Source organism: Mucilaginibacter pineti, from assembly GCF_900101875.1.
In the GTDB taxonomy this organism is placed as follows: Bacteria; Bacteroidota; Bacteroidia; order Sphingobacteriales; family Sphingobacteriaceae; genus Mucilaginibacter; species Mucilaginibacter pineti.
This window is the reverse complement of sequence record NZ_FNAI01000010.1, coordinates 124,125-150,294: the sequence shown is the minus strand read 5'-3', so window position 1 is coordinate 150,294 and position 26,170 is coordinate 124,125. Positions and strand designations below refer to the sequence as shown.

Genomic DNA, 26,170 nt, shown 5'->3' with positions numbered 1-26,170 from the left:
AAATAATAATGGCAGCTTCCTAATATCAAAAAAGGCCTATGCCCTCAAATATAAAATCGCTTGCTGGTACGATTAATAAAATAGCAGCCGCCTTTATTATCATTTAATTTTCTTACCGAAGGCATCATAAGTTTTGCCCCCGATATAATAGATAGTTGTTGCGCCTTCTCCATGTACAGAACCATAGCTATCATCAGCATAGGCCATCATTGGCACAACCATATCACCTGTTACTACATTGAAAAGGCCGTAGCGCTCTTTTTGGTCTTGTCCTTTATCACTAAGCAGACACAGGTTATTATAAACTGTCGAGATCTGATCATAAGTGCAACCAAGTACCAAATCGCCTTTGATATTAATGACACCCCAAAAACCTTTTGGGCTTTTTACATTAGCATAACCATGACTGAAAGGTTTTATAATTGTATACTGAGAAACATCTATCTTCTTGGTTTTGGTGCGGTCAATAAAAAACTTGCTTTTCCCGTTACCTACAAGCATTAAGCCTTCGTTCCAATTCGTTTCCTGGCTGTATAGCCCGGCTGGTAAAAAGCTTTTTCCGGTATTTTTATCCAGTAATTGATATTTTTTCACCACGTCATTGGCGCTTGTTTTCAATCTCACAAATATAAATAGCCCGTCATGGCCTATAGCTTCTTCACTGGAGGCAATTACCGGCACGCCGGTTTGTGTAAATAATGAAAATTCGTCTTTCTGCGTTTTGGGATTTTCACGGGCGGCGAGCAAATAATTACCCGCATGGTCTATTATATCATAAAGCGGCTTCAAAATAACCTCTCCCTGTTTATTTAGGAGTCCCTTGGGAGGCACGGTTAAATCTGCAGGATCTATTTTATAAAAAATCACATTTTCCATGCCCTGAGCCGCGCCCACGGCATAGCCGGCAAGCCGGGTATCTTTAAAGTTGATCAGTTTTTTATTGCCTGGATCGAGCCTGTAAAAATCGCAAGTGTTGTCCCTGCTGCCTTTGCATGATTTATAATAATAAGGATTGATCTCGATCAAATTGTTGTAAACAGGCTTAATCAGCCAGCTGCCATCGGCATTGATAATTCCGTTTACCTCTTCTTTATCTCCCTGTGCCAAGGACAGTCCACTGGCTATAACCTGTTGGTTTTTTAAGGTAACGGTATGCGTAATATCCTTTACTTCGCTGGCATAATAAACTACAATTTTGGATATATCCTGATAAAAATGATAAGAAGAAAGGAGATCATTTTGAGCTGATAACTCATCTTCGGCGGGACCCGCAGGAAGTTTTGGCTTTATAGCGGTAAGTAATGCATCTGTCGTTTTATATTTTCCTGCATCAATGTCTGCCACGGCACTTTTGAGTACCTTATTTAATTCTTCAAAATATTTGCGCTTAGCAGGCGATGGTAACGAATTACTACTTGTGCTGTTTTGATCTATTACCCTTCCTTTTGCATCTATGCCCGCAACAGCCAAAACCCGCTCGGTATGCCCGCTAATCATTAATCTAGCCGAGCTACCGCCCATTTGCTTTAACTCAACGTATCCATCTCCAATATCTTTTTTGGGCTCATCTTTGCTTAGTATGGCCCGCTCTACTTTATTTACTACATTGAATGTTAGCCGGGCTGTTATGCTGTCGATAGGTTTGCGGGATGCTAATTGTACGGGGTCGTCAATTTTTTCGGTGGTTTCCGTGTATTTAGAATCCGAATGGTCATGCAGGTACAGCTTCTGGATAGATACAGATGTAGTTAAAACAGCTTTGTTGTTATCCTTGCTATAAAAATCCGGGGCAGTGTAATTGTTAGCTAGGTAGGTTAACAGCGATGAGCCATCGGGTTTAATCTCCTGCTGAAATGTAAAATTTGATGACACATCTTTCAAGCCATCCTCAACAGCAGCTGCCGGTGTGAATTGGTATAATGGCTCGCGGATCACACCTTCGTCGGTATTGTTTTTATCAGATGAGCCGGGAGTGATCTCCAGTCTGATATCGGCTAATTTAAAGAGGGCATCAAACTGGGTAGACTGGGCTTGCATAAGCTCGCGGATCTCTTTCAGGCTTTTACCCTTAAGCGCGCTTAATAATTTGTCATTTAGCGAATTATCCGGCTTGCTATTCTTTTTCACCGGCCCGGAACAGGCACAAAGAAACAGAAAGCATATAAGTGTGATCAGACTATTATAAAACTTCATAAGCAGATGTGGTTAGGTGAGCAAATATATTTTGGTATGGCAAACGCAAACATTAGTAACAGAAATAGGCATAGTTTAATTGTGGTTATAGTAAGGTCAATCAGCGCGATGCCCTAATGTTCAGTTGAAGCATCAGTAATATCGTAGGTTATCTGTTAAGGATATAATCCGTCGTTTGTTTTGAAAAGACGTACAAAAAAAACACATCATTATTTACACTTTGGATGTATTCTTTACCATCGATAGCGATTTCACTGCTCCAGGTTGAGGTACTTCATAACAAATAGAGAGTTAATTTGTAATTGTATATATTTCCTTTAGTGCATAAGCATATGGTGAAGGAGGTAACTATTAATATAATAAACAAAACTATGTTCATCATTTGGAAAGGTTACGGTTTTTTGGTTCCGTTTATTGCGGCCGCGATAATAGGCATTTTTAGTGTGCTTTTATGGGAGTTGTTCCCTAAAAGCATCTTTTTAGGCCCATGCCTGGGCTGTTTTGCAGCAGCAACCGCAATTTGGTTTATTGGTAAAAAGTTTAATTCACCTGCCAAAAACCGGGTGATGATTGACAAGGCAAGCGGTCGGGAGTTTCTGATTAAACCAGACCATTCCCTGTTTTTTATTAAAATGCAATATTGGGCATTTGTATTTGGAGCAGGTGGCCTATTCCTTTTGCTAGGATCAATAATGGCAGCCAATAAATAGGTAACTTTTACGATTTATCTCATTATGCGATGAAAAATACCTTTCTATTTCTTATTGGTTGCAGTTAACCTAATGATGATAAATGCCAGTTTAGGTATGCTTTTAGCTGCCTAAACCGTATGTATCCTTTTGAGTTTTTATGCGTTTTTTAATTTCATCGATTGCATACTGTGCCGAATTTTTAACATCTCTTTTTTTGCTTTTTAAGTGCTTTTCCAGAAATGGAATAGCTATGGACGTTCCTATAGTATTTAGCGTCGCATTTGAATAGGTCAGATCATAGGGATCATCTGTATTGTCAATGATATTGATCAACGCCGTTTCTGCAAGATTGTCTGAAGTATTGCTTAATGATTGTATAGCACTGTGCCTGATTAACCACTTTTCGCTTCGAGTGGCCTGAAGTAAAGGTTGTAAATCTGTCCCAAGTGGTTTTTTGATAGAGGCAATCCTTTCAAGTAGAGAAGAGATTATGTATTTGTCGCTTTCCTTATTAATGCGGGCAATTAGATAACTTAAAGCTTCAAAATTATTAGTGTTCTTCGCTATGTGCCCCAAAAGAAAATAAGCTTTGCTTCGTTTCTTTTTATTCATCTCACTATCTATTAGTGAAATGAGTTGGGGTATGAACGTTATGTTGTTAATTTTTTCCGCTTCTCTTAAAGCATTCCACGAAATTGTCCTGGAGCCGTCGAAACCAGCTCTTAAAATTTGGTCGCTGGTGTCCGACATTCTTTCAACTAAGTCTGTTAAATATTTGTCCATCTAAATGCTGTGTTTGCTATCAATAAATTGAGTGCTCAGTTTTAATTGATTGAATTGTTATAAAATATTTTTAAAATCACTTTATACAAGTTAATCGATCGGTAGTCGTTCAAAACATAAAAAGTCACCTGAATCCACTTTCCCAAAAATCTTGTTCTGATATTCTTTTCCAAATATAAAGACATATTGGCTGCTTCCGGATTTCACCTCATAGTTTTCCAACTTTGAAAATTAATGGCAATATTTATGTTACTGAATTCGAAATTTGAGTACGCGTGTCTATTCGGAAAGATCACTAAATTAGGAATGGAAGTGCGAAGACGCGGCCATGTTGACACAAGCTCGTAGTGACGATAAATCGCTTTTACAACGCTTTCTTTCGCCTGAATTTGATAAGTAAATAGACTATAAATATACTTATCCCTATAAATAAGTAGACATAGTCGCTCGCTTCCCACTTCGGTTTGGTATACCTAACCTGGCTAACCAGATAATCTATTTCTTTCTGAGGAATCCGCTGAAAAGTAAAGGTTATAGAGGTTGACGCCTTATCGTCCAAGAATGTGTATTCATCCAGCGTATCCAGTGGCAATCCAGGTGTTTTGGTACAATATTTCCTGTAATACCAGTTTAAGGAAGTTGGCTGAGTTGTTTTATACGGCTTGGCAGGAACGAGTTGCTTTGCATAACCCTGTTCGTCTGCCGCCTCCTTTTCAAAATATTCTTCTGCAGGCTTTATTTCAAATCCTTCCGTAAAACGGACAGTCATAGATTCTCTTTGTTTATACTTATAAATCCAACTTTGAGAATACTGGTCTTTCAAAGGGTAACTTAGTTCCTCAACAATATATTCCTGAGGATATTTAAGTTTAAATATCTTCCGGTATGAATGTTCTTTATAAACGTTTGTTTGTCCATTTGCCATTGAAGTGCCAACTAACAGTAGCATAAAAAGTAGGTTTATTTTAACTTTGGACATTCGAAGTTTAATTGAATTTATAGTGTAATTGTAATCTCAGCTTCCCAGCCTTGGTTTATACTTCGAGCGAACAGAAGTTTATCGGTAGTTTGATTTCACCCCTGTGCATCAAATTTATTATGCCAGCTGTAATATAATGACTTATCCTTTAAAAGATGTAATATAAAACCTGATCCCCCTATGCTTTCAAGACGTTCCAGCAATTTGCGTAGTCGCCCAATGTAGACATTTTTTAAATAGCTTCGCATTTAAAACCCGCCTGTACAAATAAAACTTTTGATGAATCCATTTATCATTAAATACCTTAGCAACCTAAATAAATAAGTTGTAAATTAAAGATGAATTGAAATAATTATATAAGAATGGATAAACCAAAGAACATCCCACCCTCAGCTGATAATATAAAGTTAGGGAGATTTGTTGCCGGGGCATTAGGCTTTGAACCCAAAATATTCCCTTATTACGACGAAAAAGAAGAGAATCAACTTGATATATTAAGTGTAACAGATCCAATTGATAACAGCGTTAATATCTATAGTACCATTGGTTTATCCGATCATCCTAATATGATTGGTTCTACTAATATCCCGGTAGAGCTGTTACTGGCAACTTATAAAATATACAATCAGGCATCGAATGTACTATCAACATGTGGGTTTTATATCGCCAAAGACAAATTTGAATGTCGCCCCGGTGCTGTTTTTATGAAAATAATGCAGTTTTATTACCAGAATACTGAAATGAAACACATTTATTTTACAGCTCCCTTTTTGTGGCAAGATAAATTAGACCAACTAAAACTGGATAACAAAGAGGTCCATTTTTTGCTTTGCATCCCAATTTCCGACAAAGAGCTGGAATTTAAGCTGAAGAATGGTGACGACGCATTGGAATCGTTACTACAGCAGCACGAAATTGATTTTTATAATTTCGACAGGAAATCCGTACTATAATGATCGAAATGCCTTTAAAGAAAGACACAGCGGGCCTTTCGGAAGTTATTGCTTTTGGACAGTATGTAACCTTTTTCTTTATACTAATGAAGCACTCAATAATACGGAGCAACAGAAACAGACTTCTGCGATTAAGGAAGAATACGTTCTTTGGTATATCACACTTAAAATTTCAATGCCAGTTTTAATAGTAAAGAGAATTTTGACCAAAATTATGATAGTAATTGGAGGTGGTATTACAGCTAGCGTTATTTTAAGAGCATGCAGCTAAACAATAAGATCAGGCTGGCATCAGGCAGGCCCTCTTTTAGTAAGCTAAGTCCGCGTACTTTGTGATTCTTAACGGTCTGCAATGAAAGGTTCATCTCATCAGCAATTTCCTGATTGCTCATGCCTTCTAAGTAACTCATGGTAATTACCTTGCGGCTCTGTGGCGGCAGGCCTGCAATAGCTCTGTACAATTCCGCCCAAACCTCTGTACGAATGATGACATCGAGATGGTTTTCTGAAAATTCTGTAGAAGTTGAACTTAAAACTTCTTCTTTTTCAAACGCTGTTTTCCCGTTCCTGATAAAATTTATACAGGCATTTTTGGCGGAACGATAGAGATAGGCCTGCGCATGCGCCGCGCTTTTAAATTCGACTTGCTTTTGCCAAAGTTTGAGAAATAAATGGCTTACGATATCTTCGCATTCTTCCTCCACTCCTGTTAGCTGTTCACAGTAATAACGAAGTGGTGCATGATATAAAAGAAAGATACGCTCGAAATCCGTTGCTTCACCCATGTGGATCGGTAAAGCCCCGTCATTCATCGCTGAGGTATCCATTGCTGCCATTGTGAAGCTAATGTAGGCATAAAGTCCTTTTACTGCAAGACTTTCAGTATTTTAAATAAGAGAGGCATCATGGTTTATTCCATGATGCCCTGTCATTTATATGGTATAACCAATAGTGAATTCCAGCGAACCGGTTATGCTGTAACCGCTACCTGAATCGTATTTAGGTGTTGGCCGTTTGCCCGGAGTAATATACTTACTGCTGAAAACATCAGGTGGATTTGGCGCGACCAATGAAATGCCAAGCTTTGCGCTTGCCGAAGATGCAGTAAGTTCCCCCGCATCTTGCAGGAAGCGGATATCCATACCGGCTAAGTAGGCCGCCTGCTTGGTGTCCAGCGAGAAATTGGTGTTTAACCAGGATCTGAAATCTGCTCTCATTAAACCTGCTTCTCTTTGAAGATTAGCGTCAGGCAGGGCATACAGCTCTGCCACCTTTGCTTGTACCCCCGCAGGAGTAAATAATTGTTTTGTCATGTGTGGTGTAGATTTATTTAATAATAATTAAAACCTAATATCGTTAGAATACATTAACTATTAGGTAATTATCCATCATTTTTACATAAGGATCAGAAAGAGCAAAACTTATGCAGGAAGCCGCACTCAGTTATACTTCGCCAATAGCCTATAAAGATTTATATCTCCGATTAATTGTCTGTATTATAGCAACGCATATTGTGATTGTATATGGGGAAACACAATCAACCTTTGAGATTTTATTGACACCGGAATATTATTACGCATTTACCGGGAGCTTTATCATCGCCTTTTTATTATTCGGTTCTGTCCGTTACATTGTCATCAAGCTGGATAAAAAATTTGATTGGATGCAACAGCCCGTTTACCGCACCGGACTGCAACTATTTTTCGGATTAATGATTCCCGGTTTCCTGGCTTTCCTCCTGGCGGCATTATACTTTCGCTTGAATGGTGTCAATATCCTGGATACCTCCTACCTGCGTTATGACTTCCAGTTTATCCTCCTGCAAATCCTCATTATCAATTGCTATTATATTGCTTACTACTTTTACGAAAGATGGGCGCAGGCAAAAGAAGTTATTGATAGGATGGATAAAACCACGCCTATAACTAATGATGCCGTGAGAGAAACTTTTCAGGTAAGCAAAGGGGCCGCAAACGTTTTATTAGGCATGGACCAGATTGCCTATTGCTATCGTAAAGATGAAAGCAATTTCCTGCGCACGGTCACAGGTGAAGATTTTTTTATTAGCCTTTCATTAGATGAGGTACAGGAACAGCTACCGGAAAGGAAATTTTTCCGGATCAACCGGCAAATAATTGCTCACCGGCAGACCTGCAAAGGGTTTGATTTGCTGTCGTATGGTAAATTAAAAGCGGAACTGCATCCTTCCTTTAACTCAGATGTAATCATTAGTCAAAAACGCGCTCTGGCATTTAAAAAGTGGATCGATCAGGCCGCATAAGCTCTTTAATTTTACTTCAAAGGCAATACTTTCTGCCGCAGAGGCAACGGTTACATACATATCTCTATCACATAATTGCCACAAACTATACCATAGGCAACAATAAGGTGATCGCGACGTGCTTTTCACGAACTATGGCTGGTATATTTGCAGGCATCCCGTTTTTTAAATGACTGATCGTAGACTATGAAGAGGCCACAAGATTTATTAAAACAGGGTATGCAAAAAAGATTCGCAGCCTTAATTTTATTCCGCCACCTTTATGCTTATGAAGACACATAACCTTTTAAATGCTTCAGCCATTGTAATTGTATTAGCGGTAACATGTGCCTGTAATAGTACTGACACGCATACTAAATCTGTTACAAGCAGAAATCTGGATAAAACGCCGGGCGCTGGCTCTGATAAACTTGCAGGCACTTTAAAACAGTACCCCGAAGTACATACATGGATCGATGATTTTAGAAATTTTCGCAATGCGGCAAATGACAAGGATACGCCGAAGCTTAAGAATTATTTCAATTTTCCGCTAAATGCAGATTCCACGCAGATCTGGTATGCTATTTTTGATACAGAAGCAGAACTAGAAAAAGTCCGGAATGGCCCGGAACTTTTTTCTGAAAAGGACTTTGAACGTTACAGCTCAAAGCTTTTCAGGCCCGCATTTGTCAGGAGCCTGCTCAAAATAAAATCGGCTAAACTCTTTGATAAAGGAGAAAGTGAAAGCCCTAAATTTAACGACAAAGATGGATACTATTACATGATTGTGACTTTTAATAAAGAAAGCCAAACGCTTTCTCTAAATATAGCTTATCTAAATGGCAACGATGAAAATGGCGATTATGTCAGCGAAGGTGAGCACAACATCATCTACGACTTTGATATTATCGATCACAAATATCTTCGCTTTAAACGGATAATGATAGCAGGTTAAGTCAGGAGCCAGTCAATCATCGTAAGCAAATCAACCCGACGGATTTAATGAAATTTATTACCGTTCAGAACTGGCAATAGATATGTGATGCAACCCTTTCGAGTAATAACCATTATGTACCACGTAAATATTTACTAGTTAAAATATAAAAGCTAATTAAGCCAAAATAGCCTTGTATGGCTATAGGCTATTATATTCACCAGAAGCAATTTCTATTAGTTTAAATGGCTAATTAATTAATTGAAGAGTGGCATTATCCCTTTTGCCGTCAAAAAACTTTTTGAGCACGGCTTCGAACACCGGATCTGAAGCCGGTACCAATGAGAATAAAGTCATGGAAGACCACAATTTCAGATCGTCAGGACTTCCCATAATTTGAGTGGCATTATTTCCTGGGATTTGTAGCAACGCGTTTGATATCTCAATCAGCCGTTGCCCCAATAACGGATGGGCGAGATAAGCAATTGCTTCAGCCAAGTCCTTAATGGCATAGCGCTCAGCCATCTGGCTAAAGCCAAGCCCTGCTACCTGCGGGAAAACATACCACATCCAATGACTGCGCTTATATCCACCTTTGATTTCAGTTAGTGCGATGTAGTAATCCTGAGCTTGTGCATCTATAAACCGTTGAAGGCTATTTTTATTTTCCATTTAAATGCAGGATTTAATTTCTGCCTGCTTACGGATTTATTAACGCCTATGAGACCTCATTGTTTATTGTTTCTATTGCAAATCGTATTTCGGGACAGGTTCTGGATAAATTCCCCTTTTTGTTCGGTGATCTGGTTACCCCACGTCATGATAGCCTGTAAAGTAGGGATACAGGTTTTACCAAAGTCAGTTAAACTGTAAACAACCTTAATAGGCGGTTTTTTCCCAAATACTTTCCTTACAATTAATCCGTCCTTTTCCAATTGCTTTAATTGTAAACTAAGCGTCATTTCCGTTACGGTCTGCATTTCTTTTAAAAGTTCACTGTATCTCAATGATTTTGTCATTAAATGATATAAAATCACACTCTTCCACTTCCCGCCAATGAGATCCATAGCCAGGCTTACGGTACACGGATACATTTTACCGTTCAGTTTTACATGGTCACCGATACATTCTGTCTTCACAATTCTATTGTTTTAAGGACTATCGAAAGTGATAGTTATTGCAAATGTATTCGACTAAAAATAGTTTTGCAACTATAATTTTTATAGTTACAATATTCACTAAAATAACAAATAGAATGGAATTGAATTTAGAAGAACATGAGGTCCCTGCTCAAAATGAAAAGCCGCTCATTACAATCGTGGGCGTTTTAGGCAAGCAGGGTCGTAGTACTGCCCGCACGCTTTTAGATAGCGGACGTTATTGCGTGCGGGGTATAACCCGCCGCATGGATTCACCGGAGGCAATCAGGCTGATTGAACAGGGAGCTGAATTAGTAAGCATACCACTTGATGTGGGCTATCAGCAAGATTACGAGAAAGCATTCCGAGGCTCGCATGGCGTGTTTATGATGACGCCAAGTATTGTGCCACCGCAAACGCATGAGTTTGAATTGGGCAAACAACTGGCAGATGCGGCAGTTGAAGCAGGTGCAAAACATATTATTTTCAGTAGCCTGGAAAACGTAGATCAGATCACAAACGGGGAGAAATTTGCACCCCATTTTACGGATAAAGCCGAAGTGGAAGCATATATCCGTACCTTTCCTGTTACAAGCTCTTTTATCTACATGGCTTTTTTCTTTACAAATCTCATTGAGTTTTATACACCAAAATTGCTGGGTGATACGCTCGTATTTCCGATCTATCTACCGAAGGATTTCCGTGCGCCATTTGTTGATCCGCTTACTGCAACCGGGCCAGCGGTTTTGGAGATTTTCTCAAATCCGAAACGGTATTCCGGCATATCCATGCCAGTAATAGGAGATCTTATTTCGCCACAGGAAATGGTCGATACTTTCACACGTGTAACCGGCCGGAAAGCTGTATATAGTTCCGCATTTACGCGCGAAGATTTCCTATACCATTTCCCTGACTTTGCCTCAAATGAACCTTTATTGCGTGAGGTTTTGGGGATGGCTGAGTACGCTGTTGAATATGGCTATTTTGGAAAGGACCGTGATTGGTTATGGAGCCAACGGATGAATCCTGACAGTCTGAATTGGGAGAATTTTTTACGCACAACCGGCTGGCAGGGTGAAAAGCTTTCCTATTGATTATTTGAGCACACCTTTTTTCAGATTGAAGAATTTGATACGTAATGGTTAGCTGTTCTAAACTCGAAAACTATTACCTTTATAGCATCAAAGGACGGAAACCAAAAATTTCGACCAGGCTAATTTTAGCCCGGTTTTTCTTTTTTATTAGACCATCAATGGCTGATCACCCTGCGTAGTTCAAAAGGGTAAGAATTGTCGAAAGCTCCTGACAGCAACGAACCAGGTCATCAACCCATTTACTCGGCGCTGAAATGGAAAACTTTTCCATCTGGTGTAAAATAGCGGGTTCCATGCTTCTGATCACAAAGTCCGCATCCTCAAAGTTCCGTACGTAGTGACGTAAATTTAGGAAAGGTTGCTGAAGGTCTAATCCACTAATAAATTTCCCAAATGCCTCCGGTAATTCTTTGGAGCTGATCTGGTCGAATCTTTCTGATAAGGTAGTGTCAATTAAAGAAGTTTTTATGTTTCCTATAGACTCGCGAATCGCAGTTTCATCGAGGACAGCTTGCCGAAATGAAGATTGTAAGGTATTATAGAGACTGGTTGATTCCAGCGTAATTTGGTAAGTTTCCACTTTATATTAGTTGAAGATAATGGTATAAAAATCCTGAAGACTGTCAAAGCTGCCCCTGAAATCAAAGCCCGATCGGAGCAATACTTTTTGTGCGCCAATGTTTTCGCGGTTGGTAATGGCCGCAAGTTCCCTGATTCTTTGCCGCTTAACTTCTTCCATAAACAAAGGCAACACAGAGGACATGACCTTTTTCCTGCCGGAACTGGCTTTCAGGTAAAACTCAATAAAGTATGGGTAATCTTTCAGGTCATAGTGCTGCATAGCAGTTTCCGGTGGTATCACATCGATCATGCCGATGACCTTTCCGGATTTTTTGTTGCTGATAAAATGCAAATAGTTCTTTCCAGCATGGAACCTGAGTAAACTTCCTTTCAAAAAGGTTTCTGCGTCATTTACCGAAGACAGCCTTTTTTCAGGCAGGAACCGGAGCGTATCTTCATCCGATAAAATATCATAAACGTGCTCGGCAACGCTGCCGATCCCTTTAATCTCCTCCGCCCTGAAGGAATGCACCAACAGGCCTGCATGTTCAATATGAATAGGTTCCAGCATCATACGCGTAAAAATAATTAAAGGGTAATTTTAATAAGCAAATTTTTTTGAACGTCCCGGATAATGCATAAACGCATTACAATGCTTATGCTTTATCCGACCTTTCTTGTTGAATGTCCTGCTTGACATCCAGGATCAAACGCTTTAATTCCTGAAAGTCGGTTGGCAGCTCGGGTAGTATCTCACTTTGAAATTTATAATATTTCCAGATTTCTATTACTTCTTCCGCCGGGACAGTATAAGGATGGTATAGGCTGTTCAAAGAGGTTAAAAGAAATTGCCCCTCTTCCTGAACGGTTATCTGTTTAAATACAAAATCCTGTTCCGCTTTCAAGATAAGAATGCAAAGCGTACCTGCTTTTATGGCTTTCCAGTCCTGTACATATTCTGCGATTACATCGCTTCCGTCCGGTATAGGCAGCATGGAATCCCCGCTGATCGGGAACATCCGGAAACTCCCCCTTTCCGGCAGGTTCGGCATAGTGAATTTCGGAAGATTGGAAATATACTGTTGATCATTATACCCGTTCCTGTAACCTGCCTTTGCTTTCACCGGGACATATTCCACATTTTCTTTGTTATTCTTATCTACAGTAATGGAAAGCACCCTGATATTGCTACCGGTCGTATACACATCGTTTCCCGCCAATAATTGGCTCACCTTAAATTCTCCCAATTTAGAGAGCTCCACTTTTAAAAGCGCATCGACACCTACTTTAAAAAACTCAGAAATCATTAACAAATCTTCTGGCTGGTGTGCTCTTGTCGCCCCGCTTTCCAATGAAGCAAGCTTGGAACGGGTAAACGACAATGCGTTAGCCAAAGATTCCTGGCTCATCTTTTTGCGTTCCCGGAGGAATTTGATGTTGGTGGGGAAAAAAACTTTTTGCTGACTCATTTTGTAATGTTATTATTGACGACAACAATTTGTCATTATTGGAGACAAATGTAGTAAATAAAATCTGAAAAGTGATGGAACGGAATATTGTACATTGTGATCTGGATACATTTTTTGTATCCGTAGCGCGCCTGCAAAACAGTGCGCTTATTGGTAAGCCCATGATTGTTGGGGGCAGTTCCGACCGGGGAGTAGTTTCTTCCTGTTCTTACGAAGCCCGCAAATTCGGCATACACAGTGCGATGCCCATGCGGCTGGCCCTGCAACTTTGCCGTGAAGCCATTATTGTGAAGGGTGACTATGATGAATACAGTAAATATTCCAATATGGTCACTGAAATCATCAAAGAACGTACACCGCTCGTAGAAAAGGCGAGCATCGATGAACATTACCTTGACATCACGGGAATGGATAAATTCTTCGGCTGCTGGCAATGGACAAAGGAACTTCGGCAAAGTATCATTAAGGAAACGGGACTACCGATCAGCTTTGGTCTTTCCGCCAATAAGACTGTAAGCAAAATCGCGACGGGTACAGCGAAACCTTGTGGCGAACGGCAAGTAAATATAGGCCTGGAAAAGAATTTTCTGGCCCCGCTTTCTATCAAAAAAATACCAATGGTTGGTGAAAAGACCTACACGCTGCTGCGTAATATGGGCATCTCCAAAATACTGACCCTTCAGCAAATGGAGGTCTTTACCATGCAGCGGGCTTTAGGTGAAAATGGTATCAGCATTTGGAAAAAAGCGAATGGAGTGGATGATTCGCCTGTCGTACCATATCACGAGCAAAAGAGCATGAGCAAGGATCATACATTTGAAACAGACACCATCGATATGGCTGTCCTCAAAAAGATACTCTTTACTATGATCGACGAATTGGCCTTTGACTTACGAAAAGATGTCAAGCTGACTTCATGCCTGACCTTAAAAATACGCTATAGTAATTTTGATACGCATACCAAACAGATCAAAATTCCTTACACCAGCTCAGAGCGGGTGCTGTCCGAAAAGATCATGCTATTGTTTGATAAATTATATACACGCCGGATGTTGATCAGGTTGATTGGGGTGAAGTTCAGCGGCCTTATTACCGGCAGCTATCAGGTGGATCTGTTCAATGATACGATTAAGGATGTCAGCCTATCTTCTGCGATGGATCACATCAGGCTTAGGTTCGGTGTGGATAAAGTACTTCGGGGCATTAGCCTGTAAAAATGATCGGTTATGTTACTCAATGTTCACAGCAATTATAGTCTGAGATATGGTACCTTATCCATACAGCAGTTAGTAGATGGCCTCGTAACCCGGGGCTATGATACTGCTGTATTAACCGATATTAATAACAGTACCGGTTCGCTCATTTTCATCAAAGCCTGCCAGGAGGCCGGCATTAGAGGACTTGCCGGTTTGGAGTTTCGTAACAGGGACGAACTGCTTTATATCTGTATTGCTAAAAATGAAAACGGCTTTAAGGAGCTAAACGAATTTCAGACCTACGCCAACAAACACAAAACGTTGCATCCTGAAATGGCCCCGGCATTTGAACAGGTGCAGGTGATTTATCCTTATGGCAGGAAATTTAGCCGTAAATTATTTGCCCATGAATTTATAGGCATCCGGCATATCCATCTAAACAAGATTCGCCTTATGCCTTCCGAAGCCAGATCTAAATTTGTGATATGGCAGCCGGTAACCTTTACCAGTGGTGACGGTTATAAGCTTCACACCCAGTTGCGGGCTATTAATCATAATATCCTCATCTCCCAGTTAAAGGAAGGGCAATATGCCGATAAGGCAGAAGTGTTTCCTTCAAAAAAAAATACTGTTGGAAAAATTTCAGGATTTCCCCAGTATTATAGCAAATACGGAACAACTACTCAAAGGATGTTCCTTTACTTTTGATTTTACACAGCACCGCAATAAATCCACTTATACCAGAGCGGCCATTGTGCATTAATGGGTGCCATGAGTACCTTTCGTTCACGCAGTATCCTGCGCGAACTGGGTAAAGTATATGGGTTGCCCAAAGGAGATATTGACCGGCTGGTGCGTGATCCGGGCAATATGCTTAATAAGAATGAGGTGACATCACTTATCATTTCCATTTACGATCTGATGGAAGACTTTCCCAATCAGCGTACGATACATGCATGCGGTGTAATCATTTCAGAGCTTCCTCTTACCTGTTATTCGGCTTTGGATTATCCACCCAAAGGGATGCCTACCGTACAATACGATATGCACCTGGCAGAAGACATCGGCTTTGAAAAATTCGATATCCTTTCCCAACGCGGTATCGGCCATATTAAGGATTGCAGGGAAATTGTAAAGCAAAACCAGGGCATTGGTATAGATATTAACAATCCACGGCGCTTTTTTTAAAGACCCCAAAATTGCCGCGCAGTTACGCACGAGTAATACCATAGGATGTTTTTACATTGAATCTCCGGCGATGCGCCAGCTGATCTGGAAATTAAAGTGTGATGATTATTTGACGCTTGTTGCAGCTTCATCTATTATCCGGCCTGGCGTTGCTTCTTCCGGTATGATGGATGCTTTTATACAAAGGCATCTTGATCCGTCGAAAATATCCTACCTGCATCCGGTAATGGAAGAGCAGTTAAAAGAAACCTATGGGGTAATGGTTTATCAGGAAGACGTTATGAAAATCGGCCACCATTATGGCGGGCTCGATATGGCGGATGCGGATGTACTGCGCAGGATGATGAGCGGTAAAGACCGCAGCAAAAAGCATCTGGCTGAAATTGAAGATATATTTTTCAGTAACAGCCTGGCATCTGGTTACCCCGAAGCAACATCCAGAGAAATATGGCGGCAGATGGAAAGCTTTGCAGGCTACTCTTTTAATAAGGCCCACTCCGCATCTTTTGCCGTCGAAAGCTACCAAAGCCTGTTTTTAAAAACGTACTACCCTTTGGAGTTTATGGTCGCTGTACTCAATAATTACGGAGGATTTTATCAACGAAAGGTTTATATCAACGAAGCAAGAAAGGCCGGAGCTAACATCTGTTTGCCATGTGTAAATAAAAGCAGTCTGAATACCATCATCTATGGTAAAGATATTTATCTCGGCTTTGACGGACTGCTGAACCTTCAAAAGAACCTTGCAGCGCTGATTCCGGGAGAACGCGAATTGAACGGGGATTATACCGGCATTGAAAATTTTATATTGCGTACAGGCACGGGGCTGGAGCAAATGTTTGTGTTGATCAGATGCGGTGCCTTCCGCTTTACCGGAATGTCAAAAAAGGAATTATTCTGGGAAGTACTCATGATGCACACGTCTGTAAAACAGGAAAAAGACCAGACTTTATTTGAATCCATGCTCCGCAAACCGGTACTGCCGGAACTGGATTATTCACCTTTAGAGGATATATATTACGAACTGGAACTGATGGGCTTTCCGGTGAGCTCTTCTATGTTTGATTTAGTCCGGACAAGTTTTCGCGGCGATGTTCCGGCGAAAGATTTGCATTTATATGAAGGTCAGACACTGCGCATGGTGGGTGATTTTGTTTGCGATAAAGATGTCCGAACCAAAAATGGCAAGATGATGAAATTCGGGACTTTCTTTGACGTTCATGGTGATTTTTTTGATACTATACATTTTCCGCCGGCACTAGCAGCATATCCATTGTATGGCAATGGAGTTTATTTGGTTTTAGGTAGAGTGGTATTGAATTTCGGATGCCCTGGTATTGAAGTCATGAAAGTGGCAAGATTGCCGTTACATCCCGACCCAAGGAGTGAGTAGCGTAAAATAAGTATTCTGAGCCTAATGGGCATGGCGAGACGGCTCTTTTTTATTGCCGTTCTTTAAACGTAATGTATCGCGCTGAAGATTCTTTTTAATATCTGCTAATTCCTGACTAACCTTTTCTAATTCTGTGTGATAAATTGGGGAAACCAACTCAATTTTTTGTGGCTTGGATTCAGTTTTTATATAAAAAAATGACAAATATACTATCAAGCCAAATGTTAACGCACCGGTAAGATATACACCGACAACAAATGTTTTACGTGCTTGCGCCAACCTTGACAACTTTTCTGAGTTAAGCGCTTGGTTTGTATCTATAGATATCAGGTAATCTTTGACAATCTGTTCTTTAAAGTCTTCAACTTTAGAAAACTCATGCACTGTTGTTGGATTTGCGCGCGAATATCTATACGAAAGTGGATTAAGCCCTTCCAGAGCCGCCCACATGGAGCGCAAATATAGAGTTATGATAACCGTAACTACGACGACTAAAATAATCTTAAACAATATTGCCATCGCATCTTGAGCATTATATAGAAGCGTAATGAGTAAGCCTATCAATGTCAAAAAGATGCCCGAATTTGAAACTATTTGCGCACACTTACCTTCGGCTACTTTCTGACGATCATTTTCTTCGTCATAAATGTTCTTCAGGTAGTTAATTTGCTCATCAATCATTTTATTGGACATTTAAATATTCAATTATGGCATCAGAAATATTAATTGCCGTTTCCATTTCCAACCAGGCCCATTGCCCGTTGGGGTTTATTTCCAGGAAAATATACTCACCTGCAATTGATCTAATGATGTCAATTGCACCAAAAGCGATCCCCAAACTCTTGCATAGTTCAATACACATTAAACCAACATTTTCAGGCAAATCATATTTGGAAAACTTCTGCTTATGTTTTCGCCAATCAACTGTTGAATCAGGGTGGTTTTGTGAATCCACCATTGCAGAAAAAACTTTACCATCAACAACAGTAATCCTTAACTCGTATTGTTTTTCAATGTATTCCTGGTAAATGCAAGGTGTGAGATCGAATTTCTGCAGTGCATTAATATTTTCTTCCGTTACCAGACTTGTAAAAAAAAGTGATGTTTCACCTTTGCTTGGTACATAACCTGAATAAAGTGGTTTGATAATATTTTTTGAATTGGATGCCAAAAACTTTGTTAGTTCTGATTTAGAATTAGTAACGATCGTTTTAGGTATTACCCAACCCAATGCCTTCGCGGTATTTAACTGAAAAATTTTGCTTTCCGCTCTCTTAATCGCAAAAGGGTCACTAAGCCATTTGCAATGACGTAACGAATAGTAGATTGAATCCAGCAAAGCATCGAATTCTCTATAAAAATAAAGCTGTTCTTCGAGATTTAACCCTGTCAAATCAGGAACCTGGGTTCTTCTATACCAAATACTTGTAATTGGTTTCCCATCTGCTAACTCAAATTCAAAATTGCAATCATCCGACAACCGATATAGCGGCTTGTTGAGTAAATCTTCGCAGTTAAATCTGAAATAGCTTACACCAAGGTCATTAAGTTTGTTAATTACAAAGTCAGCTGTATAATCTTCTTTATGAGTGATAATAAGAATCATGAATCCGAGTCTGTAGTTTCCTTTGATTCTGTAAGAGTACGGGTCGACATCATCTCAAAAAGTCGTTGATGGTCAGAATCGCTTGGTTCACCACCATCTAACGTTAATGTGTTAGTGCCCATTAATGCTGCTATTGCATTGACCGTGGAATTGTAATCGCTATCGGTAGTTTCGCGGTCAGCCCTGGTGAATGTATTGGTGCCTAAACTTTGTAAATAAGACTTTGAGATATGATCGTTCCGATCAACGTCTGAACCCGTACCTTCACCTTTGTTCATGGTTTGAGTGCCAAGATTCGCAATGTTGATTGCGGGATAGTCCGTCCCTTTAACAACCGATAGATTCAACCGTTCTGAATATTCAATTATGGAATTTGTATCGACCGCTTGATGACGTTCATGATGCAAAAAATTATAGATAAAAGGTTTCATAATTGTATACAACTTAGGTTCATTAATATTAGTTCTTTGCAAGATAATCAAATACTTTTCAAATTTACTTACGAAAATTACCGAACGGCCCAAGTCCAGTTCTACTCGACAAAATGATACTTTTTAATAACCATTGGGTATCTGATATCCTTCCTTTTATCAAATCTTGATCGCCTTTATTATTTTTTAATTTCATTTGCCATTGTACAAAAGTCTGAGCAAGATGTTTAACTGCCTTTCGTTCATTAGTCTTTACTGTTTCCTGGTTGTTAAGCGTCGAAAAATGAAGTCCCCAGAAAATATGATTAGTTTCTCTTGCCTCGTTTTTAACGGCTACTCGGGCTGCGTGAAGAGCATCGATAAGATTTTCATCAAAAGCATACTCATAAAACACCTCTGCGTACCTAATTGCTGCATTATTCTCCACAGCCATTAGTGTTCCAATATATCCCCTAGCACCAGCAGACAAAAAACTGGATGAAACATTCATCCATGAGAAACATGCATTATTGAAAATTAAAGGCGGTGACTTCACATTGCCAACTTGATCGAAATTAGCGAGGTAATTGAACACATTGCAATGAATAGCATTGGCATTCATTACCCTGTCGGTATCTTGCAAGGTTTTTACACTTTTTTGGTCGAATGCCATGCTAATTTCAGAAATAAGAGACGCATAAAGTTCATGAGGATAATTAAGGGCACGTAATTCTTTACTCTTCCAAAGTAGGCCGTCCAATTTTTTAAAATAGTAAAATGATTCCACCACATGTTTATCCAAGTATGGAGTAAGTGCTACGGTTAAAATATGATCAAATTCGATAGTATGAACAACATCTTCCGCGTCTCTAAATGTGACCTCACACCTCGTTCCTCCTACGTCTCCGCCATGGCTGCAAATATGAAGCAAATCAAATGCATATAGCTCTATAGTATTTTTTAGATTGTAAACGTCAGCCGCGTTGCCCACTAACTTTCGAACGTAGAAGTTTTTAAACTCCAATAAACTAATTAGATTTTTAGTTTCTTCGTCTTTAAAAAAAGTTGGTGAAAATACTACTGCGGAGCCTGTACGCTGACCTGTTTCGTAAAATATTGCATTATGGACAAAAAAATCAGGTTTGTAATCTAAATGTACATACGAAACAGGAATTTCTGTAACGGTTAATGAATACGGCATTCCTCGAGTAAAGAATGTTGCAAATTGGAATGATTGAAAATCTATTTCTCCAATGCGGGTTTTGATTCTATTTTCAAGTTTTCCATATGCATCTTCATTTCCATCGTTCAAATTTTCAAGTAAATGCAATATCTCATTTGCTGCGTCATCATCAACTTCATCGACGAACAACGCATCGGCACCAATGCTGATAGCGTAATTCAATGCTATAATCGTGTCACTTTTGCTTCCTTTTTCAATTATGACAATACCATTGGGTTTTTCAGATTCAATATCTTCTAAAACTTCGCCTTTAAATCCTATTCTTAACTTCCGATTGGTTTTTAATCCGACAATTAAAGTATCAAGAGTCTGCTCAGTTGAGCATTCGATGATCTGATCTTTTTTATTGGCAAAACCGCTCAGTAAAGCATCAAGATCAGTCATGGTTTCTATAATGATCACATTATAACGATCAAGAAAATTCAAGTAGGATATCTGATTTTCCGTCAAGCCGAGTAATATGAGATTTTCGCAACCTCCATTATGTAGAATAGCATTATTTAAAAAGACAGCAAAATGCTCCGCGCGAATCCTTTGAATGGCAAATATATCTGGTGTTTCTATTGGCGCATTAAAGGGAACATCAACGCCTGTAAATGAAAACATGGATAGATATTGCTCCGGTTCAAAAAGGTAAGAAATTGCAGCAGCACACAAATCTTGTTTTTCGCGGTGAGTGACAATAATAAAGTCTCGTCGTAAAGTTGGTGGAGAAAATCTGATCACAGATAATGTGTTTATTTTATTAAAGCTAAAAGATTTACTCTTAATAAGCCCCAAATTTTATCCCCATTTTCTGGGCAACTATAAAAAAAAACGGTTTTATTTTCCGAAAATAGAATTTCCTTACAATTGAACAGCACCGATTTCTTATAACCCTAAAAATGGGTTAGCTTTATTCTTCAACAATTACGATATGCCCGACTTTAACCTGAATGATATCACGGAGTTATTACGACAAATAAAATCAGTTCATCCGATGCTAAATTTAAATGTCGAAGGGTTTCAATCCTCCGCTGAGGAAAGCTTAAAAGACTTTATCACTACCAGGGAGGGAAATAACATTTATAGGAAACCCGCAGTACCGAGTAATTACTCTAATAGGGAATTGGAGTTTTTCATTGTTTACCATCTGAGCAAGCAATTTTTTGAGGGGGTTTTGGAAACAGAATTTATCACTAAAGAATTTCAAAATATCTCAGAGGTTGATAAGATCGAAATGGTTAACGAAGAAGGAATCACAATCAATAATCTTGAAATAAAAAATGTTGATGTGGAAGCTCTTTCCAATGATGTGAGAAAGTTGAGAAAGCTTTTTGATCAACTTGGGAAAGCGCTATTGGGAGATGATTTTAATTACCGTAACTTTTTAAATCAAGAATAGCGATGGCTTTACCAGATAATGTGCAGGGTTCTATAACTGCCTTTTTCAGCGCTCTTTCTGCTATCAGTACTTACACTGATGTGTCTAGCGGGGGAAATAAATACGAGCTATATGTGTATTCTCTAGTGCATAAAGCTTTGTCGAAAAACTTCGAATTATTTCCGGAAGGTTTATCGTCCGCAGGAGAGTTTAAATTTAAATGCAGTCCAACCCCAATCAGTGAAAACTTTAGCTACTTTACATTTATAGTTCCAGGCCGCAATTTGTATGAACTACGAAATGGAATTGAGGTTAAAGGACATGCGATGGAACATGAAATGGATATTGCCGTATTCAATAGAGCTAATTTCAATCATGGTGAATATCCGAACCATTCTGATTTAGCTCTTTCACTTGAATGCAAATTCTATGACTCTGCGTCAGCACTTAAGGGAGAGGTTAGGAAGTACCTTGGAGCCATTTCAGATTTGTCCAAATTTGCTGAACCCATTGGTCTTCCCCATTTAGCAGGATGTATGCATCTTAAACATGAATTTTTTAAAGCTTTCGTTACAAACGTAGCCAGGTCGAGCAGAACCGATTTGCAAGACTTCTTAAGCAGTTATTCGTTAAACCCAAAGTTTGGAATTTCACCAGGGACGACTGAAGAGCAAAGTTTTAAAGATGAAATTAGCAGTGAGTCGCTAAATTGGTAGGTTTCCCTAATGTTAATAAAATGCGCATATCTTTAATTGAAAATTATAAAAGGTATAGTTAATCCCTCTGTAAACCTGCCGTCATTATTTAGGGAATATCTCTTTTACAAAGCCATTTTTCCTTCCTGCCGCATGAATACGAACGTATAATTTTCTATTGTTTTATGCCAAAGTTATTTGCCTCTGTAAAAGCGAGTTTTTGTGTAGTATGCCCTGCCAATTGAAACCCACTTCCAATATCGCGATCAAAATTTACGATCTCTGCATTCTTCTCATCGGGTGAAGATTTTGCCCAAAATAGCTCAATGTATTTCACGTAAATGGGTTTCGAAGATAAATTAATAAACACTATTTCCTTATCCTGATCGGGTCCATCTATGTTTAAGTATGTTTCCATACGAAAGCGATCTCTCCAAAGTTCATAGAACTTTACAAACGCTAAAAGCGATGATACAGCTGCGCCATAAATTGCGATTTGAAGTGTTGTCATTTTTTTGAATTTTATCAGTTAAAAAGGTTCCTTTCGAATAAAAATAAATTTCTCGTTTTTCATCTTTGGAATTTCAGTATCATTTCCAGAAAATCACACAATCAGAATTCCGTAGCTGTTAAGTTTCTTTCATTGAATGCTAGATACCCAAATGGAACATTAAAAGTGGTTCGCAGCTCTGCTATAAAATTCAGATCCAGTGGTTCGGGCTCATTTGGCCCAACTATCACGATGCATTTTTTCTTTTTGGTTTGCTCTTTGTGCATGTAGTGCAAAAGTTGACCTATTCCATCCCGGATGCATTGAATGACGCCCGCATGGGGCTTTATTTCGTAAATAATGTATTTCGATTCAGTTATCCTTATGGCATCGATATTGCGTTTCTCACCATTCTTATGATCGCCCGGATAATTGATTTCCAGATACTGCATAAAGCGGTTCTGAATGCGGCTGTGTATAAGATTTACGGTTGCTGATCCAATAGCCCCTCGCTGAAATGATCCCTCCTTTTTTATGTTATATCCTGACTGTCCTTCTTCACTTTCATCAGATGATGTTTCATTGATTGGTGGTGCTTTCTTTTCTTTTATATCACCAACCTCAACATACCAATTAAAGATGTCATAAAAAGCCTTCTTATCTTTTTTTTCAGTTAGCTGATGTATTGTTGCAGCGTAATTATGATTGAATTTTTTAACGAAATCTGCATCGAGAAATTCAACGTGAATGTGATGCCCGAGTAAATTATTATCATGAAAATAAACCTTGCCATTTCGCGCTACGACCTGTGCGTAGCCAATTATTTCTAACTTCCCAAAATTGCCATAAGATTTAACAGCAATGATATCTCCTGGCTTTAGGTTTGCAAAAAGTCTAAAATAACCCTGCACCTTTCCGAGTGCTTTTCCTTTGTAATGAGAGGCAACCCAATAGTTAACTTTGTCGTTGTTTTGACTCATTAAATTAGAAAAATCATTACCCCAATTCCATCCCATTGCTATACATTGATTATCTATAAACTTCTTCATAACAGAAACAGTATCGTTCCCTTTATCATCTTCGTATTTGCTTCCAATAATGTAATAATTCGGCTTTGGTGGACGTTCAGCATATTGAAAATATAATCTTGTTCCATACCCAATAACATCTTCGTCTACCGGTTTTAATTGAAGAATCGATTTTTGAATTACACTGATAGGTGTTTTAATCTCGTTTGCAATCATCAGCCCATTACTGATTGACAACAATGCGGGCCTGCTATAAACGGGAAATAGCTTTTTATTAGAGAATAAAAACGCTAGCTTCCATTTCCCAATAGCGTGAAATGGAATATCATCAATAGCTTGCCAATTCCCCTCAATGCTATTTTCAACAATTTGGACTGCTAGACGCCGCACTTCCAGAAAAGCGACACTTAGACCCTTGCCCCTATTTTTGTTCCAGGCATATCCATGTTCTTTTTCAAATCGCCCATCCTTAAATTCTTTATCTTCCTGCATTTGCCATAGCTCGAACTTATTGAGCGCTAGGCTCCCACCGATTTCCCCTAAATCTTTAGTTCCATACTCTAACCAATAACATAACGAATCCGGATCTTTTAAATGGGCATATTCTGCCAGTGACATCTTTTTAATCCGATCTAAGCTCCAGGAATTAAGAAACCTTTGAAGGGTAGCATTGCCGGTGTTGGGATTTAGCTGCATTCTAAAATTTGGTTGAAAGATTATAAATCATTTTTCAAGGCACTAAGCATTCCCTGATATTTTCGGGTATATGCATCAGCATATTTTTTTTCAAAGTGTTGTATCTCTTCAGCTTCGTTAACATTCCAGAAATATTGCAAATGATTTCTGCCTTTTGGCAAAAGAAGTGGATTTGAATTGAGTACATTTCGTTGCATTTCAGGAAGATCTTTTAATACAATTCTACATTGGCCAGGCTCAATCTTAGGAGTTCCCGTTGCACCGTCAAGGTACGCACTAAGATAAGCTTGCCCATAAATCGGATTTTTAGCAATACCTTCAAATTCTAATTTTGTTGTGTAATTAAAATGACCATACGCGATGGACGTTGTTAGCATAACATTATGTTCCAACATTCTTCTATTGATACTTTTAATAGCATTCAAAAGGCCATCTATCTGTTCCTGAAAAGAAATCGAATCCGAAAACAGGATACCACAATCAGATACGAAAAATCCCTGAACATTATTATTAATCTCTAAAGTATCATAACCCGCTTGGTAAAATTGTGTAAGTGTACGAAGGGCAACTTCGTTGTCCTTCATCATCATTTTAAATCCTGAGATATCTATAAAAGCGACAAAGGTGTTGCCTGCAAAAGGACGAATCGGCATAGTGGTATGATAAGGTTTATAAAGTAATGATTGAATGCAATATAGTAAATGCAATACAATCTTATTTAAATTTCAGATAGTTTACACACTGACATGAGTCATTCCATGTTAAAATTCAATGCACCCAAAAAATAAGGACAACTTTTATCTGTTCATCCATTCCTTAAACGCATGCACACGGTCTTCTGTTACAGTGACATAAGCACTTCCGCCTTCTATATTGCCTTCATCCCGATGCTTGATATTAAAAGGCGGGTACAAGGTGACTTCAATGGTTTTGTTCTTTCCCGGTCTGAACGCGATGCATGCAGAGAAGGACACGACCATCTGCCGGTTGATGCGGAAAAAATGTTCCCCGCCCAGCCGCTCTTCGACTTCCTTCAACGATTCGGGGATGGCATAAATATCACCTCCAACGGTATGGAGGAAATTGTGCTGGTTCTTCCTGAAAAAATAACAGATCTGGTTTATTTTGACCGGCACCACTTTTAGCGGTGTATTCACCTGGAAGAATTGTTTTAAAACGGGCTCTACTCCCGTTTGCTCTGCCGGATGTATGATGGTAAGATGATGTTTTTTTTCAACCGCATTTTGTAGATCGGCTCCCTTTTTTGCCAGCAATCGTTCCTGTTCTTTTAATAAAGCCTTGGCATCCCGCCAGCCGTTTGCCTGGTAAATAGCATAGTAATAAACGTTCAGGCAAAAAAGCATCAGCATTATAAATTGAAAATCATACCGCAGGTAAGAGGTATCAAGGATACTCATGCCATTCAGCCGGAAATAAATTGCGGCCAACAGGAATGCCAGAACACCCGGCGCGATCAGCGACAGTAGCAACTGGTAAACGATCCTTGCAATCACATTCCCGCCCTCCCAGTTTAATCGCCTGTCCAGCATTTGATTGATCATGTGGACATAGGCGATCAGCAGGTATGCGATCATAAAGCTGGCAGCGAGCGCTATATAATACGCCCGGTTAAGCATCATGGAAAATACTGTTTCGGATTCCCCATAAACTACAATTAAATGCGCGGCAAGGAGTGCAATCGTTATGCGGAAATAAATGCCGGTGAACACCGAGCCTGATGACCCGCCACCATCAGGCTGTATCGAAGTCTTATTATTCATTGTAATAGGTCTTAGGGAAACCAA

At 39.3% G+C, this 26,170-nt stretch carries 29 protein-coding genes; 11 read left to right on the top strand and 18 right to left on the bottom strand.

Translation table 11 applies throughout. The features are described from left to right. Positions 1-99: 99 nt before the first annotated feature. Positions 100-2,193, bottom strand: coding sequence for a WG repeat-containing protein (locus tag BLS59_RS20395; RefSeq protein WP_091152039.1), 2,094 nt, complete (start codon positions 2,191-2,193; stop codon positions 100-102). A 371-nt stretch (positions 2,194-2,564) separates the two neighbouring features. On the opposite strand from BLS59_RS20395, the gene BLS59_RS20390 reads away from it, so the two are divergent. Next, entirely contained in the window at positions 2,565-2,903 is a 339-nt protein-coding gene (locus BLS59_RS20390; protein ID WP_143014190.1) for a hypothetical protein, read from the top strand. A gap of 102 nt (positions 2,904-3,005) precedes the next feature. On the opposite strand, the gene BLS59_RS20385 is transcribed toward BLS59_RS20390, so the two are convergent. Beyond that, positions 3,006-3,668, bottom strand: a complete 663-nt coding sequence (locus tag BLS59_RS20385) for a HEAT repeat domain-containing protein (protein WP_091152035.1) — start codon at positions 3,666-3,668, stop codon at positions 3,006-3,008. A 364-nt stretch (positions 3,669-4,032) separates the two neighbouring features. After that, the gene (locus BLS59_RS20380; RefSeq protein WP_143014189.1) at positions 4,033-4,617 is read right to left on the bottom strand and encodes a hypothetical protein; all 585 of its coding nucleotides are present in this window, start codon (positions 4,615-4,617) and stop codon (positions 4,033-4,035) included. A gap of 392 nt (positions 4,618-5,009) precedes the next feature. On the opposite strand from BLS59_RS20380, the gene BLS59_RS20375 reads away from it, so the two are divergent. Beyond that, positions 5,010-5,600, top strand: coding sequence for a suppressor of fused domain protein (locus tag BLS59_RS20375; protein ID WP_091152032.1), 591 nt, complete (start codon positions 5,010-5,012; stop codon positions 5,598-5,600). A 248-nt stretch (positions 5,601-5,848) separates the two neighbouring features. Here BLS59_RS20375 and BLS59_RS20365 read toward each other — a convergent pair whose 3' ends face one another. Both BLS59_RS20365 and BLS59_RS20360 read right to left on the bottom strand, forming a co-directional pair. Further along, complete coding sequence (locus BLS59_RS20365; RefSeq protein ID WP_162842709.1) at positions 5,849-6,427, bottom strand: RNA polymerase sigma-70 factor; 579 nt, start codon at positions 6,425-6,427, stop codon at positions 5,849-5,851. 105 nt (positions 6,428-6,532) lie between these two features. Further along, entirely contained in the window at positions 6,533-6,913 is a 381-nt protein-coding gene (locus BLS59_RS20360; RefSeq protein WP_091152026.1) for a hypothetical protein, read from the bottom strand. A 110-nt stretch (positions 6,914-7,023) separates the two neighbouring features. On the opposite strand from BLS59_RS20360, the gene BLS59_RS20355 reads away from it, so the two are divergent. Beyond that, positions 7,024-7,881 carry a LytTR family DNA-binding domain-containing protein gene (locus tag BLS59_RS20355; protein WP_091152024.1) on the top strand — a complete coding sequence of 286 codons (858 nt, stop codon included), beginning with the start codon at positions 7,024-7,026 and terminating at the stop codon, positions 7,879-7,881. 268 nt (positions 7,882-8,149) lie between these two features. Then, positions 8,150-8,815: a hypothetical protein gene (locus tag BLS59_RS20350; protein ID WP_091152022.1), complete on the top strand. Its 666-nt coding sequence runs from the start codon at positions 8,150-8,152 to the stop codon at positions 8,813-8,815. Between the two features lie 228 nt (positions 8,816-9,043). Here BLS59_RS20350 and BLS59_RS20345 read toward each other — a convergent pair whose 3' ends face one another. Both BLS59_RS20345 and BLS59_RS20340 read right to left on the bottom strand, forming a co-directional pair. Then, entirely contained in the window at positions 9,044-9,466 is a 423-nt protein-coding gene (locus BLS59_RS20345) for a DUF1810 domain-containing protein (protein WP_091152020.1), read from the bottom strand. A gap of 56 nt (positions 9,467-9,522) precedes the next feature. Then, positions 9,523-9,933, bottom strand: coding sequence for a winged helix-turn-helix transcriptional regulator (locus BLS59_RS20340; RefSeq protein ID WP_240315294.1), 411 nt, complete (start codon positions 9,931-9,933; stop codon positions 9,523-9,525). A gap of 116 nt (positions 9,934-10,049) precedes the next feature. On the opposite strand from BLS59_RS20340, the gene BLS59_RS20335 reads away from it, so the two are divergent. Further along, the gene (locus BLS59_RS20335; RefSeq protein ID WP_091152018.1) at positions 10,050-11,027 is read left to right on the top strand and encodes an NmrA/HSCARG family protein; all 978 of its coding nucleotides are present in this window, start codon (positions 10,050-10,052) and stop codon (positions 11,025-11,027) included. 166 nt (positions 11,028-11,193) lie between these two features. Here the strand turns inward: BLS59_RS20335 and BLS59_RS20330 are convergent, their stop codons facing one another. The 3 genes from BLS59_RS20330 to BLS59_RS20320 form a co-directional block, all read right to left on the bottom strand. Continuing rightward, complete coding sequence (locus BLS59_RS20330; protein ID WP_091152016.1) at positions 11,194-11,607, bottom strand: hypothetical protein; 414 nt, start codon at positions 11,605-11,607, stop codon at positions 11,194-11,196. Positions 11,608-11,613: 6 nt separating this feature from the next. Then, a complete protein-coding gene (locus BLS59_RS20325) occupies positions 11,614-12,162 on the bottom strand; it encodes a GNAT family N-acetyltransferase (RefSeq protein WP_091152014.1) in 549 nt (182 codons plus the stop codon). Between the two features lie 82 nt (positions 12,163-12,244). Continuing rightward, the gene (locus BLS59_RS20320) at positions 12,245-13,057 is read right to left on the bottom strand and encodes an XRE family transcriptional regulator (RefSeq protein WP_091152013.1); all 813 of its coding nucleotides are present in this window, start codon (positions 13,055-13,057) and stop codon (positions 12,245-12,247) included. Positions 13,058-13,131: 74 nt separating this feature from the next. On the opposite strand from BLS59_RS20320, the gene dinB reads away from it, so the two are divergent. The 4 genes from dinB to BLS59_RS32050 all read left to right on the top strand — a co-directional run bounded on the left by dinB (position 13,132) and on the right by BLS59_RS32050 (position 16,834). Then, positions 13,132-14,271, top strand: coding sequence for a DNA polymerase IV (gene dinB / locus BLS59_RS20315; protein ID WP_091152011.1), 1,140 nt, complete (start codon positions 13,132-13,134; stop codon positions 14,269-14,271). 12 nt (positions 14,272-14,283) lie between these two features. Then, complete coding sequence (locus BLS59_RS32060) at positions 14,284-14,961, top strand: PHP domain-containing protein (protein WP_205411321.1); 678 nt, start codon at positions 14,284-14,286, stop codon at positions 14,959-14,961. A 63-nt stretch (positions 14,962-15,024) separates the two neighbouring features. Next, positions 15,025-15,441, top strand: coding sequence for a hypothetical protein (locus tag BLS59_RS32055; RefSeq protein WP_205411320.1), 417 nt, complete (start codon positions 15,025-15,027; stop codon positions 15,439-15,441). Further along, positions 15,413-16,834, top strand: a complete 1,422-nt coding sequence (locus tag BLS59_RS32050) for a helix-hairpin-helix domain-containing protein (RefSeq protein WP_317039779.1) — start codon at positions 15,413-15,415, stop codon at positions 16,832-16,834. The genes BLS59_RS32055 and BLS59_RS32050 overlap by 29 nt, the downstream gene beginning before the upstream one ends. A 21-nt stretch (positions 16,835-16,855) precedes the next feature. On the opposite strand, the gene BLS59_RS20305 is transcribed toward BLS59_RS32050, so the two are convergent. The 4 genes from BLS59_RS20305 to BLS59_RS20290 form a co-directional block, all read right to left on the bottom strand. After that, complete coding sequence (locus BLS59_RS20305) at positions 16,856-17,515, bottom strand: hypothetical protein (RefSeq protein ID WP_091152009.1); 660 nt, start codon at positions 17,513-17,515, stop codon at positions 16,856-16,858. A 1-nt stretch (position 17,516) separates the two neighbouring features. Beyond that, positions 17,517-18,440, bottom strand: coding sequence for an MvdC/MvdD family ATP grasp protein (locus tag BLS59_RS20300; RefSeq protein ID WP_091152007.1), 924 nt, complete (start codon positions 18,438-18,440; stop codon positions 17,517-17,519). Then, positions 18,437-18,871, bottom strand: a complete 435-nt coding sequence (locus tag BLS59_RS20295) for a hypothetical protein (protein WP_143014188.1) — start codon at positions 18,869-18,871, stop codon at positions 18,437-18,439. The genes BLS59_RS20300 and BLS59_RS20295 overlap by 4 nt, the downstream gene beginning before the upstream one ends. A 64-nt stretch (positions 18,872-18,935) precedes the next feature. After that, entirely contained in the window at positions 18,936-20,819 is a 1,884-nt protein-coding gene (locus BLS59_RS20290; protein WP_143014187.1) for a hypothetical protein, read from the bottom strand. 190 nt (positions 20,820-21,009) lie between these two features. Here BLS59_RS20290 and BLS59_RS20285 point away from each other — a divergent pair, with 190 nt between their 5' ends. Further along, positions 21,010-21,477: a hypothetical protein gene (locus tag BLS59_RS20285; RefSeq protein WP_091152001.1), complete on the top strand. Its 468-nt coding sequence runs from the start codon at positions 21,010-21,012 to the stop codon at positions 21,475-21,477. A gap of 2 nt (positions 21,478-21,479) precedes the next feature. Beyond that, complete coding sequence (locus BLS59_RS20280) at positions 21,480-22,172, top strand: hypothetical protein (protein WP_091151999.1); 693 nt, start codon at positions 21,480-21,482, stop codon at positions 22,170-22,172. A 154-nt stretch (positions 22,173-22,326) separates the two neighbouring features. On the opposite strand, the gene BLS59_RS20275 is transcribed toward BLS59_RS20280, so the two are convergent. From BLS59_RS20275 to BLS59_RS20260, 4 genes are all read right to left on the bottom strand, one after another. Beyond that, positions 22,327-22,662 (bottom strand): hypothetical protein, encoded by a 336-nt coding sequence (locus BLS59_RS20275; RefSeq protein ID WP_091151997.1) that lies wholly within the window; start codon positions 22,660-22,662, stop codon positions 22,327-22,329. Positions 22,663-22,763: 101 nt separating this feature from the next. Further along, positions 22,764-24,287 (bottom strand): hypothetical protein, encoded by a 1,524-nt coding sequence (locus tag BLS59_RS20270; protein ID WP_143014186.1) that lies wholly within the window; start codon positions 24,285-24,287, stop codon positions 22,764-22,766. 98 nt (positions 24,288-24,385) lie between these two features. Next, positions 24,386-25,018, bottom strand: coding sequence for a hypothetical protein (locus BLS59_RS20265; RefSeq protein ID WP_091151993.1), 633 nt, complete (start codon positions 25,016-25,018; stop codon positions 24,386-24,388). A 144-nt stretch (positions 25,019-25,162) separates the two neighbouring features. Continuing rightward, on the bottom strand, positions 25,163-26,146 hold the full coding sequence (locus tag BLS59_RS20260; RefSeq protein ID WP_091151991.1) for a LytR/AlgR family response regulator transcription factor: 984 nt from the start codon (positions 26,144-26,146) through the stop codon (positions 25,163-25,165). Positions 26,147-26,170: the final 24 nt, after the last annotated feature.

Bases quoted from the DNA above. Each gene is read 5' to 3' on its own strand.
- BLS59_RS20395 (WP_091152039.1), bottom strand. From the start codon at position 2,193: ATGAAGTTTTATAATAGTCTGATCACACTTATATGCTTTCTGTTTCTT.
- BLS59_RS20390 (WP_143014190.1), top strand. From the start codon at position 2,565: ATGTTCATCATTTGGAAAGGTTACGGTTTTTTGGTTCCGTTTATTGCG.
- BLS59_RS20385 (WP_091152035.1), bottom strand. From the start codon at position 3,668: ATGGACAAATATTTAACAGACTTAGTTGAAAGAATGTCGGACACCAGC.
- BLS59_RS20380 (WP_143014189.1), bottom strand. From the start codon at position 4,617: ATGCTACTGTTAGTTGGCACTTCAATGGCAAATGGACAAACAAACGTT.
- BLS59_RS20375 (WP_091152032.1), top strand. From the start codon at position 5,010: ATGGATAAACCAAAGAACATCCCACCCTCAGCTGATAATATAAAGTTA.
- BLS59_RS20365 (WP_162842709.1), bottom strand. From the start codon at position 6,427: ATGGATACCTCAGCGATGAATGACGGGGCTTTACCGATCCACATGGGT.
- BLS59_RS20360 (WP_091152026.1), bottom strand. From the start codon at position 6,913: ATGACAAAACAATTATTTACTCCTGCGGGGGTACAAGCAAAGGTGGCA.
- BLS59_RS20355 (WP_091152024.1), top strand. From the start codon at position 7,024: ATGCAGGAAGCCGCACTCAGTTATACTTCGCCAATAGCCTATAAAGAT.
- BLS59_RS20350 (WP_091152022.1), top strand. From the start codon at position 8,150: ATGAAGACACATAACCTTTTAAATGCTTCAGCCATTGTAATTGTATTA.
- BLS59_RS20345 (WP_091152020.1), bottom strand. From the start codon at position 9,466: ATGGAAAATAAAAATAGCCTTCAACGGTTTATAGATGCACAAGCTCAG.
- BLS59_RS20335 (WP_091152018.1), top strand. From the start codon at position 10,050: ATGGAATTGAATTTAGAAGAACATGAGGTCCCTGCTCAAAATGAAAAG.
- BLS59_RS20325 (WP_091152014.1), bottom strand. From the start codon at position 12,162: ATGATGCTGGAACCTATTCATATTGAACATGCAGGCCTGTTGGTGCAT.
- BLS59_RS20320 (WP_091152013.1), bottom strand. From the start codon at position 13,057: ATGAGTCAGCAAAAAGTTTTTTTCCCCACCAACATCAAATTCCTCCGG.
- dinB (WP_091152011.1), top strand. From the start codon at position 13,132: ATGGAACGGAATATTGTACATTGTGATCTGGATACATTTTTTGTATCC.
- BLS59_RS32060 (WP_205411321.1), top strand. From the start codon at position 14,284: ATGTTACTCAATGTTCACAGCAATTATAGTCTGAGATATGGTACCTTA.
- BLS59_RS32055 (WP_205411320.1), top strand. From the start codon at position 15,025: ATGAGTACCTTTCGTTCACGCAGTATCCTGCGCGAACTGGGTAAAGTA.
- BLS59_RS20305 (WP_091152009.1), bottom strand. From the start codon at position 17,515: ATGATTGATGAGCAAATTAACTACCTGAAGAACATTTATGACGAAGAA.
- BLS59_RS20300 (WP_091152007.1), bottom strand. From the start codon at position 18,440: ATGATTCTTATTATCACTCATAAAGAAGATTATACAGCTGACTTTGTA.
- BLS59_RS20295 (WP_143014188.1), bottom strand. From the start codon at position 18,871: ATGAAACCTTTTATCTATAATTTTTTGCATCATGAACGTCATCAAGCG.
- BLS59_RS20285 (WP_091152001.1), top strand. From the start codon at position 21,010: ATGCCCGACTTTAACCTGAATGATATCACGGAGTTATTACGACAAATA.
- BLS59_RS20280 (WP_091151999.1), top strand. From the start codon at position 21,480: ATGGCTTTACCAGATAATGTGCAGGGTTCTATAACTGCCTTTTTCAGC.
- BLS59_RS20275 (WP_091151997.1), bottom strand. From the start codon at position 22,662: ATGACAACACTTCAAATCGCAATTTATGGCGCAGCTGTATCATCGCTT.
- BLS59_RS20270 (WP_143014186.1), bottom strand. From the start codon at position 24,287: ATGTCACTGGCAGAATATGCCCATTTAAAAGATCCGGATTCGTTATGT.
- BLS59_RS20265 (WP_091151993.1), bottom strand. From the start codon at position 25,018: ATGCCGATTCGTCCTTTTGCAGGCAACACCTTTGTCGCTTTTATAGAT.
- BLS59_RS20260 (WP_091151991.1), bottom strand. From the start codon at position 26,146: ATGAATAATAAGACTTCGATACAGCCTGATGGTGGCGGGTCATCAGGC.